Below are 16,273 nucleotides of genomic sequence, written 5' to 3'. Positions count from 1 at the left end.
CCGGACGGGGTACACGCGGTGCGTGAGAGGTTCTGCCGGTCCGTCAGGAGGGCTGGGGGACGGAGGCGAAGACCACCTCGAACTCCTCCAGGCTCCGGGTGACGACCCGCGCCTTCGCCGTGGTCTCGCCGCGCAACGACGCGACGGCGGCCCGGGATGCCGCGAGCGCGTTGCGGTCGGCCCAGAACACGCCCACCACTCCCCGGTCCCTGGCCTCGTTCAGCAGCAGCGAGCCGCCCGCGAATCCGGGCATGGCCTGGAGCTTGGGCAGTGCGGTCTTTTCGAAGGTCTCGGCCAGCAGTCCGGCGGCGGACGGATCGAGCTCCAGCCGGATCATCCGGAACCACGCTCCCGCCGCGAGGTCCTTCGGGGGCCGGGCGACCACCCCCTCCCAGTTGTCCGTCGCCAGCGTTCGTGCGAACGGTGTCACCAGCTGTTCGCGCCGGCCGCGGAGCTTCTCGTCACTGGCCGTCCGGGCCTCGGCGGTCTCCCACCACGACGCCGCCGCGAGCTTGCCGAGCTCGCGGTCGACGACCAGCCCGAAGCCACGGAAGCCGGGCTGCTCCGACAGCAGCTTGCGGCCCTCGGTGCTGAGCCCCTCGACCGCGCCGTCGAGTTCGGCCGGATCACCCGTTGCATAGATCGTGCGAACGAACATGGCGTCCCTTCCTGCCGGCCACCGGCGCGCCTGTCACGGCGCGCCGCCGGCACGGGCGAGCCCCCGGTGGGCTCGCTTCCCGCCTCCATGCGATGGCCGGAACCGGGGGGAGGCAAGGTAGCCAGGGCGTTCGGGTGACCGCGAGACCACGGCGTCCGCGTGCTTCCATGGGAGTGAGGACCCCTGCGGCGGGCCCTGCGGAGGAGGTGCGTCGGATGCCCAAGCCCGAGGACCGTCTGCCCGGACGGATGGCCGGGCCGGTCAGGCTGGCGCACACGGCCCTGAGCCGCGCCACCGAGGCTCTGCTCGATCCCGAGAGCGCCCTGGACCGCGCGATGGCCGTCGGCCGGCTGGTGGCCGCCGAGCGGGCGCTGAACGAGCTGGGCGAGGCGATCGAGGACGAGGCGGCAGCCGTATTCCCCTATCGCTCGGCGGCCGGGGACGCGCGCACGATCGTCGTCGGCCTCCACACCGGGCACGATCTGGAGCGCATGGCCGAGCTGGCCCGGCAGGTCGTCGACATCGCCGGAGCCAGGCAGCCTCGACCGCTGCCTGCCCGGCTCCGGCTGCCCCTGCGGGGGATCAGCGGCATCGCGCTCGGCATGGTCGCCAAGGCCGCCGATCTGCTGGAGTCCGGCGAGGTGGAGGGCACCGCCGACCTCCAGGGGGACCTGTACGAGATCGGTCAGCGGCGGCGACTGCTCTACCGAGAACTCCTGTCCGCGGAGCACCCCGTCGGGGCCCCCGACACGGTCGATGCGACGCTGCTGAGCTGCCACTACGAGAGCTGCGCCGACCACGCCGTGTCGATGACCCGCTACGCGGCCCTGTTCGCCGAGCCCGCGCCGACGGGCTGAGGCCGGCCGAGGCTCCACGGGAGGGTGACGTGACGGGCTGGCAGTTCTGGGTCGACCGCGGCGGCACCTTCACCGATGTGGTCGCGCGGCGTCCCGACGGCCGTCTGCTGACCCACAAGCTGCTCTCCCACAACCCCGCGCACTACCGCGACCCGGCCGTGGCCGGCATCCGCGCGCTGCTCGGCCTCGCCGAGGACCACCCGATCCCGGGGGCGGAGATCGAAGCGGTCCGGATGGGCACCACGGTGGCGACCAACGCGCTGCTGGAGCGCACCGGCGAGCGGACCGCGCTGGTGATCACCCGGGGATTCCGGGACGCGCTGCGCATCGGCTACCAGAACCGGCCGCAGATCTTCGCCCGCGAGATCGTGCTGCCCGAGCTGCTGTACGAGCGGGTGATCGAGGCCGACGAGCGGATCACCGCCGAAGGGACGGTGCTGCGCGCCCCGGATCTCGACCGGCTCGAAGCCGAGCTGCGGGCCGCCCACGAGCAGGGCATCCGAGCCGTCGCGGTGGTCTGCCTGCACAGCTACCTCCACCCGGCACACGAACGCGCGATCGGGCGGCTCGCCCGGCAGGTCGGCTTCCCGCAGGTGTCGCTCTCCAGTGAGGCCAGCCCGTTGATGAAGCTGGTGCCCCGGGGGGACACCGCGGTGGTCGACGCCTATCTGTCACCGGTCCTGCGGCGCTACGTCGAGCGTGTCGGGGAGCAACTGCCGGGCGTACGGCTGATGTTCATGCAGTCCAACGGCGGGCTGGCGGAGGCCGGCCACTTCCGGGGCAAGGACGCGATCCTGTCCGGCCCGGCCGGTGGGATCGTCGGGATGGCCCGGATGTCCCAACTGGCGGGCTTCCGGCGGGTGATCGGCTTCGACATGGGCGGCACCTCGACCGATGTCTCGCACTTCGCCGGCGAGTACCAGCGGGTGTTCACCACGCAGGTGGCCGGGGTCCGGCTGCGGTCGCCGATGCTGGACATCCACACCGTCGCGGCGGGCGGCGGCTCGGTGCTGCACTTCGACGGCAGCCGCTACCGGGTCGGCCCCGACTCGGCGGGTGCCGACCCCGGCCCGGCCTGCTACCGGGGCGGCGGGCCACTTACCGTGACCGATGCCAACGTGATGCTCGGGCGGATCCAACCCGACCACTTCCCACGAGTGTTCGGCCCCGAGGGAGACCTTCCCCTGGACGCCGGGATGGTCCGCAAGCGGTTCACCGAGCTGGCCGCGCGCATTCGGGAGGCGACCGGTGACCGGCGCTCGCCCGAACAGGTGGCGGAGGGCTTCCTGCAGATCGCGGTGGCGAACATCGCCAACGCCGTCAAGCAGATCTCCGTACGGCAGGGCCACGACGTGACCCGGTACGTGCTGACCACCTTCGGCGGCGCCGGGGGCCAGCACGCCTGCGCGGTCGCCGACTCGCTGGGCGTCCGCACCGTGCTGGTACCGCCGATGGCCGGGGTGCTGTCCGCGCTGGGCATCGGCCTGGCCGACACCACGGCGATGCGCGAGCAGTCGGTGGAGGTCCCGGTCGAACCCTCCCGGATGGACCACATCCTGGCGGTGGCGGACGAGTTGGCGCAGGCGGCCAGAAAGGAGCTGAGCGACGAGGGCGTGCCCGCCGAGCGGATCCGGGTGACCCGCCGGGCAGAGCTGCGCTACGACGGGACCGACACCACCCTCACCGTCCTCCTGGACGGGCCGGACGCCATGAAGACCTGCTTCGAGGCCGAACACCTCGCCGTCTACTCGTTCCTGATGAAGCGTCAGATCATTCTGGAGGCCCTGTCGGTCGAGGCCGTCGGGCTCACCGAGCAGCCCGACCTGGAGCACCTGGGCGCCGAGGTCGCGCAGGACGCCCGGGCAGGCTCCGTCCGGCTGTACGCGGACGGCGGGTGGCGGCAGGCGCCCCTGCTGCGGCGTGAGCGGATGCGGGCCGGTGACAGCGTGGCCGGGCCGGCGGTGATCGCCGAGGCGGGCGCCACCACGGTGGTGGACGGCGGCTGGCGGGCCACCATGGGCTCCGGCGGCCGGTTGCTCCTGGAGCGGGTGGCGGCTCCGGCCGGTGCCGAGGTCGGGACGCGGGCCGACCCCGTGCTGCTGGAGGTCTTCAACAACCTCTTCATGGCCATCGCCCAGCAGATGGGCGCGCGGCTGGAGTCGACCGCGCAGTCCGTCAACATCAAGGAGCGGCTCGACTTCTCCTGCGCCCTCTTCGACCCGGACGGCAACCTGATCGCCAACGCCCCGCACATCCCGGTGCACCTCGGCTCGATGGGCACCACGGTCAAGGAGGTCATCCGGCGGCGCGGTGGGGAGCTGCGGCCCGGCGACGCGTACGCCGTCAACGACCCGTACCACGGCGGCACCCACCTGCCGGACATCACGGTGGTCACGCCCGTGTTCGACGACGAGGAGCGGCAGATCCTGTTCTTCGTGGCCTCCCGGGGCCACCACGCGGAGATCGGCGGGCTCACCCCCGGCTCCATGCCGGCCGCCAGCCGGAGCATCGAGGAGGAGGGCGTGCTCTTCGACACCTGGCTGCTGGTGGAGCACGGCAGACTCCGCGAGGCCGAGACGCTGCGGCTGCTCACCGAGGCGCCGTACCCGTCCCGCAACCCGGCCACCAACCTCGCCGACCTGCGGGCCCAGATCGCGGCCAACCGCAAGGGCGTGGACGAAGTCCGGCGCATGATCGGGCACTTCGGCCTGGAGGTGGTGCAGGCGTACATGCGGCACGTCCAGGACAACGCCGAGGAGGCCGTGCGCCGGGTCGTCGACGCGCTGGACGACGGCTCGTACCGCTACGAGACGGACTCCGGCGCGGTGATCGCGGTCCGGATCTCCGTGGACCGCGAACGGCGCTGCGCGACCGTGGACTTCACCGGCACCTCGGCGCAGCTCGCCACCAACTTCAACGCGCCGTCCTCGGTGGCCACCGCCGCCGTGCTCTACGTCTTCCGCACGCTCGTCGCGGACGACATCCCGCTCAACGACGGCTGCCTGCGACCGCTGCGGATCGTCGTCCCGCCCGGCTCCATGCTCGCGCCCGTCCACCCCGCGGCGGTCGTCGCCGGGAACGTGGAGACCTCGCAGGCGATCACCGGCGCGCTCCAGGCCGCGCTCGGCGTCCAGGCCGAGGGCTCGGGGACGATGAACAACGTCAGCTTCGGCAGCGCCCGGTACCAGTACTACGAGACCGTGGCCTCCGGCTCGGGCGCCGGCCCGGGCTTCGCCGGCGCGTCGGTGGTGCAGACCCATATGACCAACTCGCGGCTGACCGACCCCGAGGTGCTCGAGTGGCGGCTCCCCGTCCTGGTGGAGGAGTTCGCCGTGCGGCCGGGCAGCGGCGGTGCGGGGCGGTGGCGCGGCGGCGACGGGGCGGTGCGGCGGATCCGGTTCCGCGAGCCGATGACGGTGAGCATCCTGTCCGGCCACCGGCGGGTGCCCCCGTACGGCCTCGCGGGCGGCGCGCCCGGCGCCCTCGGGGCGAACCGGGTGGAGCGCGCGGACGGGAGCGTCCTGCGGCTGGCCGGCTGCGACTCGGCCGAGCTGGGGCCGGGCGACGCGCTGGTGGTCGAGACCCCGGGCGGCGGCGGGTACGGCGAGCCCGTCACCGGCGCACCCGCCACCCGCGCACGCGTCACAGATGGCGGGTGAACCAGTCGGCGGCCAGGTCCGCGGCAGCGGCCAGCGTGCCGGGTTCCTCGAAGAGGTGGGTGGCGCCCGGGACGACGGCCAGGTGGCTCTCGCAGCGCAGCCGTGCCTGCGCCTGGCGGTTGAGTTCGAGGACCTGGTGGTCCGCACCGCCCACGATGAGCAGGGTCGGGGCCTTCACCGAGCCCAACCGCTCCCCCGCGAGGTCGGGCCGGCCGCCCCGGGAGACCACGGCGGCGACCTGCGAGCCCGGCTCGGCGGCGGCGCGCAGCGCGGCGGCGGCTCCGGTGCTCGCGCCGAAGTAGCCGACCGGGAGCTCCGGGCCCTTCAGCTCGTCGTCCAGCCAGTCGGTGGCCTGGGTCAGCCGGCCGGCCAGCATCTCGGTGTCGAAGACGTTGGACCTGTCGGCCTCCTCCCGCTCGCTGAGCAGGTCGAACAGCAGGGTGCCCAGGCCGGCCCGGTTCAGCCGCTCGGCGACGAAGCGGTTGCGCGGGCTGTGGCGGCTGCTGCCGCTGCCGTGGGCGAACAGCACGACCCCCGCGGCGTCCAACGGGACGGTGAGGTGCCCGGCGAGGCGGACGGGCCCGATCCGCAGCTCGATCTCCCGGTCCTCGGGCCGGGTGGCCGCCGGCCGGGCCCCGGAGGACGCCTGCGCCGCGGCGACCCGGGCGAGGCATTCGCTCACCTCGGCGTCGGAGGTCTGGGTGAAGTCCTGGTAGAACTGGCCGATCGCATAGAAGGCGACGGGCGTGTGGACGGCCACCAGGTCGTCGGCCTCCCCCTCCATCGAGGCGGTCCAGTCCGCCGGCGCCACCGGTACCGCCAGCACCACGCGCGCCGCGTCCCGGGCGCGGACGATCCGGCAGGCCGCCCGCGCGGTCGAGCCGGTGGCGACCCCGTCGTCGACCACCACGACCGTCCGGCCGGCGAGTTCCACGCCGGGGCGGCCCTCCCGGTAGCGGAGCACCCTGCGCTCGAGCTCGGCCCGTTCGCTCGTCTCCACCTTGGCCAGTTGCTCGGCGGTCACGCCGGCCACCCGCATGACCTGGCGGTTGAGCACCCGCACCCCGTCCTCGCCGATCGCCCCCAGGCCCAGCTCCGGCTGCGACGGCACCCCCAGCTTCCTGATCACGCAGATGTCCAGCGGCGCCCCCAGCGCCTCGGCGACCTCGGCGGCCACGGGCACGCCGCCACGCGGCAGCGCGACCACCACCGGGTCCTGGCCGCGCAGATGTCCCAGCCGGGCGGCCAGCTGTCGTCCGGCGTCCTCACGATCGGTGAAATACACGGTCCGTCCTCCGATCCGCTCGGTGCGGGCACGCCCGCATCCGTAAGGATCTGTGACTCCAGCCTGCGCCTTCTCCTCGCCGCCCGGCGAGGGGTTCACGCTACGGAAGCGGCTGCTCGGACCAGATGACCTTGCCGGTGGCCGTGTACCGGGTGCCCCAGCGCTCGGCGAACTGGGCGACCAGGAAGAGCCCGCGTCCGCCCTCGTCCGTGTTGGCGGCGTAGCGCAGGTGCGGGGAGGTGCTGCTGGTGTCCGACACCTCGCAGATCAGCGTGCGGTCGCGCATCAGGCGGACCCGGATCGGGCCGGTCGCGTAGCGGATGGCGTTGGTGACCAGCTCGCTGAGGATCAGCTCGGTCACGAAGGCCGCCTCGTCCAGCCCCCACTGCTCCATCTGCCGGGCCACCGCCGCGCGCACCTCGCCCACCGCCGCAGGATCGGACGGCACCTCCCAGGCGGCCACCCGGTCGGCGGGCAGGACCTGGGTACGGGCGACCAGCAACGCGATGTCGTCCTTCGGGTCCGCGGGCAGCAGCGCGTCGAGCACCGCCTCACAGGTGTCCTCCGGGGCCCGGTCGGAAGGATGGGCCAGGACGCCGCGCAGCAGTTCGAGTCCGTCGTCGATGTCCCGCTCGCGGTCCTCGATCAGCCCGTCGGTGTACAGCACCAGCTGGCTGCCCTCGGGCAGTTGCAGCTCGACGCTGGAGAAGGGCAGGCCGCCGAGCCCGAGCGGCGGGCCCGCGGGCAGGTCCGGGAACTCGACCGTGCCGTCCGGGTGGACCAGCGCGGGCGGCGGGTGGCCGGCCCGGGCCATGGTGCACACCCGGGAGACCGGGTCGTAGATCGCGTACAGGCAGGTGGCTCCGGTGACGGCACCGCCGGAGCCGGTCGCCGTCTCGTCCTGGTCGATCCGGCTCACCAGCTCGTCGAGGTGCCCGAGGAGTTCGTCCGGCGGCAGGTCCAGGGTGGAGAAGTTGTGGACGGCGGTCCGCAGCCGGCCCATGGTGGCGGCGGCATGCAGACCGTGGCCGACGACGTCGCCCACCACCAGGGCGACCCGGGCGCCCGGGAGCGGGACGACGTCGAACCAGTCCCCGCCCACGCCCGCCTGCGCCGGCAGGTACCGGTAGGCCACGTCGAGGGCGCTCTGCTCGGGCAGGCCGTGCGGGAGGAGGCTGTGCTGCAGCGTCACGGCCATCGCGTGTTCGCGGGTGTAGCGGCGGGCGTTGTCGATGCACAGGGCGGCACGGGCGACCAGTTCCTCGGCGAGGGAGAGGTCGTCCCCCTCGAAGGGCTCCGGCTTCTCCGAGCGCCAGAACGTGGCCAGCCCCAGGAGGACGCCCCGGGCGCTGAGCGGGACGGTGATCAGCGAATGGATGCCCTGCTCGATGACCCGGTTGGCCGTTTCGGCGTCCTGCTCCTGCCAGGCGGCGACGGCAGGACGGAGATCGGTCTCGAGGACCGGCCGTCCGCTCTCGAGGCTCCTGGCCCGCGGCGTGGAGGGGACCAGGGTGACCAGCCGGCCCACCGGGTAGAACGGGTGGTCGTCCCGGATCCCTGCGACGGCCGCTCGGCGCATCTGGGCGCCACGCTCCGCCGGCGGTTCCTCACCGCTCAGGACCTCATCCACCAGGTCCACGGTGACGAAGTCGGCGAACCTGGGCACGGCCGCCAGCGCGAGCTCCTCCGCGGTCCGCGTCACGTCCAGGGTGGTGCCGACGGCCACGCTGGCGTCGTAGAGCAGCTTGAGGCGCCTGCGGGCCGCCTCGGCCTTGTCCGAGAGCGCGTGCAGCTCGGTGGAGTCGCGGAGTGTGGCGACGCTTCCGGGAGGTCCGCCGTTGCGGTCGGTGGGCCGGGTGTTCACCACCAGCAACCGGTCACCGGCCAGGAGCACCTCGTCACTGACGGAGCGCCCGGAGGCCAGCAGGCCGGCCGCCTCGTGGTCGAGGCCGAGGTCGGTGACGGGCCGTCCCTCGGCGTCCCGGGGAAGGTCGAGCAGGCGGCGTGCCTCGTCGTTGGCGAGCACCAGACGGCCGTCCCCGCCGACGATCACCACGCCTTCGCGTACGGCGTGCAGCACGGCGTCGTGGTGCTCGTACATGCGGGTCATCTCGGCCGGACCGAGGCCGTGCGTCTGGCGCCGCAGTCGCCGGCTGGCGAGCGCAGTGCCGGCGGTGGCCAGGGCCAGGGCCACCGCCGCGGCACCGAGCAGGATCGGCAGCTGGCGGTTGACCACCCCGCTCACCTTGGAGATGGTGATCCCGGCGGACACCAGCCCGACCACCGAGCCGTCGGTGTCCTTGACCGGGACGGTGGCCTGCACCAGCGGGCCGATGGTCCCGACGATGCGCTCGGTGATCACCTGGCCCTGCAGGGCGGGCTCGATCGTGCCGACGAACTTCTTGCCGATCCGGTCCGGCTTGGGGTGGGTGTAGCGGATGCCGTCGGTGTTCAGGACCACGATGAAGTCGACCCCGGAGCCCATCCGGGCGGCCTCGGCCTTCGGCTGGAGGATCGCCGTCGGGTCGGGCGAGCGCAGGGCCGCCACCATGCCGGGCGAGTTGGCGAAGGTCTGGGCGACGGCGACCGAGCGGTTGCGGGCCTCCTGGTTGCTGTCGTGCTCCGACTGCAGGACGAGCGCCACCACCGCGGCCACCACCAGCAGCAGCACCACGACCACCTGGAGGGCGAACACCTGACCGGCCACGCTGCGCGTGCCCGGCCGCAGCCGCGAACGGCCCTTCGAGGACGCCCGGCCGCTGTGCTCCCCGTCCGGCCTGGATTCCGCAGGCGCGGGCTCGTGCCGACTCCGCCCGCGTCGGCCGGCGGGCTGGGAGGCCGTTGACCGGCGCATCAACCGGGCCATACGCCTATGTCTACCCCGATTGCACCCCGGAGGCCAACAGCCGTGACACCGCCGTCTTCGCTCACGGTCCGACATTCCGCCGCGGTGCCGAGGCCGGCGGCGTGTCGAGGACGGCGAAGCGCAGGCCTGCGGCGGTGAGCCGGTCGATCAGCGCGGTGCCCATCGCCGCCGCCGTGGTCACCTGGCCGACGGTCTTCGGCAGCTCGTCGAAGGCCAGGCAGAGAGCGGACTCGGCGAGCATCTTGGCCGTCTCCGCATAGCCGGGATCACCGCCGGACACCTCGGTGATCACCTGCTTGCCGCCGCTCTCGCCGAGGAACCTGACGGTGAACCAGGACTTGGCCCGCTGCTCCGCGCTTGGCCCGGCCCCCGGCTTGCGCAGCGCGGACAGGGCCCGGCGCAGCGGCGGGATCTGAGCCGCGGCGACCAGCAGGGCCAGGCCGGCGGTGCCCGCCAGTGCGACCGGCAGGCGCCTGACGGCGGCGTAGTGGCCGTAGTGGAAGGACGGTCCGTAGGAGGGCAGGGCGGCGGCCGAGCGCGCGACCACCTGCGGGTCGATGGTCGGCAGCGGCCAGGCCCAGGCCTGCGCGGCGGCGGACCACCGCGGGCGGCCCGGGGCGGTGCCGATCCGACGCCCGGGCGGGCGCGGGTCGGCCTCGCGCCGCTGCCTGGCCGCGCGCGCCGTGGCCAGCGGGCGGGAGAAGGCGGTGAGCGCCGAGGCGAAGGTGCCGCCCGAGAACTGGCCCCCGGCACGGACGAATCCCTGCACGGAGACCGGCTCGCCCTCCGGCAGCCGGCCGACGGTGAAGAGCACGCCGAGGTCGTGCGGCACGGAGTCGAATCCGCAGGCGTGCACCAGCCGGGCACCCGTCTCGACGGCACGCTTGTGGTGGAGCAGGTACATCCGGTCCACGAACTCGGGTTCGCCGGTGAGGTCCACGTAGTCGGTGCCGGCGTCGGCGCAGGCGGCGACCAGCGGCTCGCCGTAGGCCATGTACGGTCCGACCGTGGAGATCACCACGCGGGCCGAGGCGGCGACGGCCCGCAGCGAGGCCGGGTCGGCGGCGTCGGCGTCCAGCAGCGGGAGTTCGGCGAGGTGCGGTGCGATGGCGGCGAGGTGCTCGCGCTGCGCCTCCAGCTTGGCGCGGTTGCGCCCGGCCAGCGCCCAGCGGCAGTCCGCAGGGGCGCTCCGGGCGAGGTACTCGGCGGTGAGGCCGCCGGTGAACCCGGTGGCTCCGAACAGGACGAGGTCGTACGGGCGTTGCGCGTCCATGCCGATCCCTACTGACTGGTAATGGGCGCCCTACGCTAGAGAGCCGTCGGAGGCCGTGTCAACGACGGCTGCAGCCGGGTGGCACGGGACACGATGGCCTCCAGCTTCGCGTGGTGCGCGCCGTGCCAGTAGACCTGTCCGCAGTCCCGGCAGCGCGCGAAGCGGTGGTAGGTCCGTCTGGTGCCCGGCTGCAACAGCTCCTCGACCTCGGTCTTGGCGACGGCGGCCAGCAGTCCGTTGCACGCCGTGCACCGGGTCCAGGGCGCCGGCCGCGGAGCGAAGCGGCCCAGCACGTCGGCGAGCTGGTCGTCCGGGTGCGCTCCCCGGACGTAGGCGCCCAGCCACAGGGCGCGGCGGCACAGCAGCGCGCGGTCCTGGGTGAGCAGGACCCGGCGGTCCGCGTTCGCCCGCTCGATCAGCTCGTCGTCGTCCAGGTCGTTGCGGTACGCGGTGTCCACGCCGACCAGCCGCAGGCGACGGGCCAGCGCGCCGAGATGGACGTCCAGGAGGAGGCGCAGCGGCACCACGGGGATCTCCTGCGGACGCCGTACGGCCGACACCCGGACGAGCGCGCCGGTGGTGGGCCGGTACGAGGGGTCGACCGGCCGGTCTCCGACGGCCAGCTCACCGACCTCGGTGAGCGGCACGCCGAGCGACTCGACCAGGTGGCCCAGGGAGGACGTGCCGTCATGGGCAACCGCCACCTCGTCCCGGCGGTGGCGGGCCTTGAGGAACAGCCACAGCTCGGGGGCGAACCGCACGGACACCTGCGAGTCGGTCACCCGCCCAGCATCACACCTCGCGCCCGCTGCGAGGCAACCGAGCCAGTTGCACTCTCCAGGGGCGCGGGGAACTGCGCGAAGTCGGAAGGCAACGGCCTGTACCCTCCCGTCTCGCGCAGTTCTCCCCCAGCCTTCGGCCGGGAGGTGCCCCCACGCGCCCCTGGGATGCCCAATCCTGATCGAGGCTCGCTACGGCTTGCGGGCGATCCCGGCCCAGTAGTACGCCGCCTCCGGGTCGGCCGGCGGCGCGCCCTCGGGGTGCCAGGCCATCACCGGCGCCACTCCCGGTTCGATCAGCTCCCAGTCGCCGAAGAACGCGGCGACCTCGTCCCGGCTGCGCGGGACCAGCGTCATGTGGCCCTGCTTCGCCGCCGTGACGACCGCGCCCATGGCCTCGGGGTTGAAGTCGGCGCTCGGGTGGGTGACGACGACGTGGCTGCCGGACGGGAGCGCGTCGAGCAGGGTGGCGACCTTGCTCTTCGGGTCGTCCTCGTCGCCGAGCAGCATCAGGATCGCCACCAGCATCAGGCCCACCGGCTGGGTGAGGTCCAGGGTGCCGACCAGGGAGGGGTGGTCGAGGATCTTCTCCGGCTCGCGCAGGTCCGCGTGGATGTAGGAGGTCTTCCCCTGGTCGCCGCTGACCATCAGGGCCCGGGCGTGCGCGAGCACGATCGGGTCGTTGTCGACGTACACGACCCGGCTGCCCGGGGCCTCGGCCTGGGCGATCTCGTGGGTGTTCCCCCCGGTGGGGATGCCGGTGCCGATGTCGAGGAACTGCCGGATGCCGGCCTCCCGGACGAGGTGGCGCACGGCGCGGCCCAGGAAGCGGCGGTTCTCCTGCGCCATGGTGCGGATGCTGGGGATCGCGCGCTCGAACGCCTCCCCCAGCGCCCGGTCGGGCGGGAAGTGGGTCTTGCCGCCCAGCCAGTAGTCGTACATCCGGGCAGAGTGGGCCACCGTGGTGTCGATCTCCGGAGGCTCCCAGCCCTCGAAGCCCTCGCCGATCCCCGCCATGCCCAGCAGCTCGCCCTGACTCTCCGACAACTCCACGCACCCCCGTTGGACTTCGCTCTTCGAAACGCCAGGAAGCCTAACCGCCCGAACACCAACGCGGAGGGGGTTCTCACCCGAACCGCACAATTCCCGTCCGTACGTCAGGGCAGCGGGAGGGCGAGGCGTACGGCGTAGGCGGCGACGATGCCGTAGCCGACCCGGAAGGTCCAGGACCGCGCGCGATCGCCGATCCGGGCGCCGGCCAGGCTGCCTGCCGCGACGAGCAGTTGCTGCCAGACCAGCGAGGCGGCGAAGACGGCGAGGACGAAGACCAGGCCGCCGGTCTGCTCCAGCGCTCGGCCCTGGCCGGTGGTGAGGGCGGTGAAGTAGAGCGCCGTGGTCGGGTTGACCAGGGTGAGGCCGGCGAAGCGTACGAAGGTCCGCCGGGCACCCGCCGCCGGCGATCCCTCGGACGCCGGCGGGCGGACGCCGGCCAGCACTCCCCGTACGGCGATCACGGCCAGCACCAGCGCAGCCCCCAGCCGCACCCACGCCTCCCCGTCGGCCAGAGCTCCGCTCAGGTGTGGCCCCAGCAGCACGGCGGCGCAGGCGTACAGCAGGTCGACGCCCGCCACGGCGCAGGCACCGGCCGCCGCGGCGCGCCGGCCGCGCAGGCTCTCCTGCAGCAGCAGGACGCCGACCGCGCCCACCGGCACCGCCACACCCAGCCCCGCCGCCGCTCCCGCGAGGGCGGCCGTCGTCAGTGAATCCGTCACCGGTGCAGTGTGGGACGCCTCGGCCGGAACACGCGGCGGATTATCGGCCCGGGCTGCGACAATCGCGGCATGGATGCCTTGGACCGCGAGATTCTCGGTGCACTGCAGGAGGATGCGCGGATCTCCTACCGCGACCTCGGCCGCCGGATCGGCCTGAGCGCGAACGCCACCGCGGACCGGGTCCGCCGCCTGCGCGCGGAGGGCGTGATCCGGGGCTTCACCACGCTGGTCGACCCGACCGCCGCCGGCGGGCCCGGCCTGGTGGCCTTCATCGACGTCCGGCTCAGGCCAGGGAGCATCAGCGAGGACTTCGAGCGGACGGCGCTGACGCTGCCCGGAATCACCGAGGTCGTGCACATCACGGGCGAGTACGACTACCTGCTGCGCGCCCGGGCCGCCGACGCCGCCGCGTTGGACGCGCTGCTGCGCACACTCAAGCGCGAGGCGGGGGTGGCCCAGTCCAACACCCGGCTGGCGCTGCGCTCGGCCACCACGTAGGGGCGCCGCCAGTAGGTGGACCGATCAGGATCGGGTATCCCAGGGGCGCGTGGGGGCACCTCCCGGCCGAAGGCTGGGGGAGAACTGCGCGAGATCGGAAGGCGACGACCTGTGCCCTACCGCTTCGCGCGGTTCCCCGCGCCCCTCTGGTTGGTCTGCTGCCTCACCTAATGGCGGCCGCTTTCAAGCGAGTGGCGCGGGATCAGCACGGCCGCCACCAGCGGGAAGGCGGCGGCCGCCGCGAAGGCCGGGGTGTAGCCGAAGGCGCCGATCAGCGCGCCCGTGAGCGAGGGGACCAGCACGATCGCGGCGTGCTGGGCCACACCGTGGATGCCCAGGGCCCGGCCTGCCCAGAACGGACCGGCGTACTCGGCGACCGCGGTGTTGTGCAGGCCGTTGGTGCTGACGGTGAGCGCGGCGGCGGCCAGCAGCGCCGCCGTTCCGACGGCGGAGTGCCAGGCCGCGCCGACGGTCAGCAGCATCAGGTCCGCGACGGTGGCGAGCGCGAGCACCCGCATCGGGCGTACCCGGCTGCCGATCCGGTCGGACCACCACCCGGCGAGCAGGCGCACGCCCGCGCCGACCAGGTTGCCGACGGCCAGCACGGCTCCCGCCACCGCGGCGGGCCAGCCGCGCGCCTCGATCAGGAAGACCAGCGCGAAGCCGGTCACCACGAACTGCGGCACGCACAGCAGCGCGGCGGCTCCGTGCAGCCGCCACAGGTGTGCGGCGCCGTAGGGGCTGCGGGTCAGCTCGCCGGGCTCCCGGCGCGGGCGCGGCGGGTCGACCGCCAGGGCGGCGACGGCCAGGCCGGCCGCGCCGCACAGCAGCGCACAGCAGAGGAAGCCGGTGGCGGCCCCCGCCGACCGCGCGACGGGCGGGAGCACGGCGGCGGCCAGGCCCACCCCGAGCGGCTGCGCGGCCTGCCGTACGCCCATCGCGACCCCGCGGCGGTCGGGCGGGAACCAGCCGATGACCAGCCGCCCGGATGCCGAGATGGTCGCGGCCGCGGCGGCCCCGGTGAGCACCAGCAGGACACCGAGTGTCCGGACGTGCTGCGCGGTCGCGGCGAGGCCCAGCAGCGCGGCGGCCGGGAGCAGCCCGGCGGTCAGTGCCGCGCGCTCCCCGTAGCGGTCCGCGACCACGCCCCAGCCGGCGAGGGTGACCAGCGCCCCGAAGACCGGGCAGGAGACCAGGAGCCCGGCGCTCGCCAGGGAGAGCCCGTACTGCCGCTGCAGGGCGGGGATCAGGTACGCCAGCCCGTACAGCACCGCGCAGCTGGCCGTCTGCCCGCCCGTACCGAGCGCGAGCATGGACCAGCTGCGGAGCCGCTCGGAATGCGCAGGCAGGGCCGCTTCGCTCATGGCCGGACCCTAACAGTGGATCAGCATGCGAGACAGGTGGTCTCGCATGTCAAGATCATGAGGATCAGACCTGGAGCGAGGCCAGGGTCAGGACGGTGATGTCCGAGGGCGCACCGACCCGGACGGGCGGGCCCCAGGCGCCCGCGCCCCGGGTGACGTACAGCTGGGTGTCGCCGTAGCGCTCCAGCCCGGCGACGGTCGGGTTGGCCAGGGCGGCGAGGTAGTTGCCCGGCCAGAGCTGGCCGCCGTGGGTGTGGCCGGAGAGCTGGAGGTCGACACCGTTCCGGACGGCGTCGTGGATGGTCACCGGCTGATGGGAGAGCAGGACGGCCGTCCGGCTGCGGTCCCGGTCGCCGAGGGCCTTGCGGTAGTCGGGCCCCTGGCCCTCGGCGGTCCCGGCGATGTCGTTGACCCCGGCGAGGTCGAACCAGGGCAGCTCGACCCGGGCGTTCTCCAGCGGGCGGACGCCCAGCGAGCGGACGAAGTCGACCCAGGGCGCGGCGCCGGAGAAGTACTCGTGGTTGCCGGTGACGAAGTACGAGCCGTCGCGCGCCCGCAGCCGGGCGAGCGGCTCGGCGGCGGGCCCGAGGTCGGCCACGGTTCCGTCGACCAGGTCACCGACGATGGCAATCAGGTCGGGCTGCGTGCTGTTGATGGTGTCGACGATGCGCTGGGTGTGCGAGCGGCCCAGGATCGGGCCGAGGTGGATGTCGCTGACCACCGTGATCCGGTAGCCGTGCGCACGCCGGGGCAGCTTCGCCAGCGGCACGGTGAGGTGCTTGAGGCGCGGCCCGCGCAGCACCCCGTACATCCCGTTGCCCACGACGGCGGCGGCCGCGCCGCCCGCGCCGATGGCCACCGTCCGGGCGACGAACAGTCGGCGCGACGCGTCCGGAGGAGCAGGGATCTCGGTGGTGGCGGGCCGGCGGACACGCATGAGCACCGGCCGGACGGCCTCCCCCACCAGGACGGCGAGCGTCAGGTAGAGCATCACGGCGAGCCAGAGGTACCCGGGCCAGGCCAGCCACCGCTCCGCGGCCAGCGGCAGGGCCCGCCCGCCGACCAGCGCACCGAGGCTGAGCAGGGGCAGCACGACGGCCAGCACCGTCCCCACCCGCCGGTACGGCCCGCCGGGCGCGGAGACGTCCCGTACCAGCCGTCGCCAGAGGTACCACTGCGTCAGGCCGATACCGGCGAGCCCCACCAGGGCGATGAACAGGAATGTCACCGGCCCAGTATCGGAGGTCGCTCCGGGCGGCCCG

Annotated in this window: 12 protein-coding genes; 3 read left to right on the top strand and 9 right to left on the bottom strand. The window is 73.8% G+C overall.

Annotation, left to right across the window (positions count from 1 at the left end; translation table 11 throughout):
• Positions 1-43 precede the first annotated feature (43 nt).
• Complete coding sequence (locus tag FB465_RS31340) at positions 44-658, bottom strand: hypothetical protein (protein WP_145795990.1); 615 nt, start codon at positions 656-658, stop codon at positions 44-46.
• Between the two features lie 215 nt (positions 659-873).
• On the opposite strand from FB465_RS31340, the gene FB465_RS31335 reads away from it, so the two are divergent.
• Positions 874-1,515 carry a PhoU domain-containing protein gene (locus FB465_RS31335; RefSeq protein WP_145795988.1) on the top strand — a complete coding sequence of 214 codons (642 nt, stop codon included), beginning with the start codon at positions 874-876 and terminating at the stop codon, positions 1,513-1,515.
• Between the two features lie 29 nt (positions 1,516-1,544).
• Complete coding sequence (locus FB465_RS31330; RefSeq protein ID WP_145795987.1) at positions 1,545-5,174, top strand: hydantoinase B/oxoprolinase family protein; 3,630 nt, start codon at positions 1,545-1,547, stop codon at positions 5,172-5,174.
• On the opposite strand, the gene FB465_RS31325 is transcribed toward FB465_RS31330, so the two are convergent.
• The 6 genes from FB465_RS31325 to FB465_RS31300 form a co-directional block, all read right to left on the bottom strand.
• On the bottom strand, positions 5,158-6,459 hold the full coding sequence (locus tag FB465_RS31325) for a phosphoribosyltransferase family protein (RefSeq protein ID WP_145795985.1): 1,302 nt from the start codon (positions 6,457-6,459) through the stop codon (positions 5,158-5,160). The two genes, FB465_RS31330 and FB465_RS31325, sit on opposite strands and share 17 nt — an antisense overlap.
• 100 nt (positions 6,460-6,559) lie before the next feature.
• Positions 6,560-9,325, bottom strand: coding sequence for a SpoIIE family protein phosphatase (locus tag FB465_RS31320; RefSeq protein WP_425461225.1), 2,766 nt, complete (start codon positions 9,323-9,325; stop codon positions 6,560-6,562).
• 61 nt (positions 9,326-9,386) lie between these two features.
• The gene (locus tag FB465_RS31315; protein ID WP_145795982.1) at positions 9,387-10,598 is read right to left on the bottom strand and encodes a saccharopine dehydrogenase family protein; all 1,212 of its coding nucleotides are present in this window, start codon (positions 10,596-10,598) and stop codon (positions 9,387-9,389) included.
• Between the two features lie 35 nt (positions 10,599-10,633).
• Positions 10,634-11,380 (bottom strand): Mut7-C RNAse domain-containing protein, encoded by a 747-nt coding sequence (locus tag FB465_RS31310; RefSeq protein ID WP_145795980.1) that lies wholly within the window; start codon positions 11,378-11,380, stop codon positions 10,634-10,636.
• 189 nt (positions 11,381-11,569) lie between these two features.
• Positions 11,570-12,424, bottom strand: coding sequence for an SAM-dependent methyltransferase (locus FB465_RS31305; protein WP_246192965.1), 855 nt, complete (start codon positions 12,422-12,424; stop codon positions 11,570-11,572).
• Positions 12,425-12,534: 110 nt separating this feature from the next.
• On the bottom strand, positions 12,535-13,149 hold the full coding sequence (locus FB465_RS31300; protein ID WP_246192963.1) for a LysE family transporter: 615 nt from the start codon (positions 13,147-13,149) through the stop codon (positions 12,535-12,537).
• A 69-nt stretch (positions 13,150-13,218) separates the two neighbouring features.
• Here FB465_RS31300 and FB465_RS31295 point away from each other — a divergent pair, with 69 nt between their 5' ends.
• Positions 13,219-13,647: an Lrp/AsnC family transcriptional regulator gene (locus tag FB465_RS31295; RefSeq protein ID WP_145795978.1), complete on the top strand. Its 429-nt coding sequence runs from the start codon at positions 13,219-13,221 to the stop codon at positions 13,645-13,647.
• Positions 13,648-13,814: 167 nt separating this feature from the next.
• On the opposite strand, the gene FB465_RS31290 is transcribed toward FB465_RS31295, so the two are convergent.
• Positions 13,815-15,011 carry an MFS transporter gene (locus FB465_RS31290; protein WP_145795976.1) on the bottom strand — a complete coding sequence of 399 codons (1,197 nt, stop codon included), beginning with the start codon at positions 15,009-15,011 and terminating at the stop codon, positions 13,815-13,817.
• A 64-nt stretch (positions 15,012-15,075) separates the two neighbouring features.
• The gene (locus tag FB465_RS31285; protein WP_145795974.1) at positions 15,076-16,239 is read right to left on the bottom strand and encodes a metallophosphoesterase; all 1,164 of its coding nucleotides are present in this window, start codon (positions 16,237-16,239) and stop codon (positions 15,076-15,078) included.
• Between the last annotated feature and the right edge of the window lie 34 nt (positions 16,240-16,273).

Source organism: Kitasatospora atroaurantiaca (assembly GCF_007828955.1).
GTDB lineage: Bacteria > Actinomycetota > Actinomycetes > Streptomycetales > Streptomycetaceae > Kitasatospora > Kitasatospora atroaurantiaca.
Note: the sequence above shows the minus strand (reverse complement) of the source record. Positions and strands in the feature narration are given on the sequence as shown.

What these genes read in the sequence shown, in the direction of transcription:
- FB465_RS31340 (WP_145795990.1), bottom strand. Translation starts at nt 658, where the DNA reads ATGTTCGTTCGCACGATCTATGCAACGGGTGATCCGGCCGAACTCGAC.
- FB465_RS31295 (WP_145795978.1), top strand. Translation starts at nt 13,219, where the DNA reads ATGGATGCCTTGGACCGCGAGATTCTCGGTGCACTGCAGGAGGATGCG.
- FB465_RS31320 (WP_425461225.1), bottom strand. Translation starts at nt 9,325, where the DNA reads ATGGCCCGGTTGATGCGCCGGTCAACGGCCTCCCAGCCCGCCGGCCGA.
- FB465_RS31315 (WP_145795982.1), bottom strand. Translation starts at nt 10,598, where the DNA reads ATGGACGCGCAACGCCCGTACGACCTCGTCCTGTTCGGAGCCACCGGG.
- FB465_RS31290 (WP_145795976.1), bottom strand. Translation starts at nt 15,011, where the DNA reads ATGAGCGAAGCGGCCCTGCCTGCGCATTCCGAGCGGCTCCGCAGCTGG.
- FB465_RS31335 (WP_145795988.1), top strand. Translation starts at nt 874, where the DNA reads ATGCCCAAGCCCGAGGACCGTCTGCCCGGACGGATGGCCGGGCCGGTC.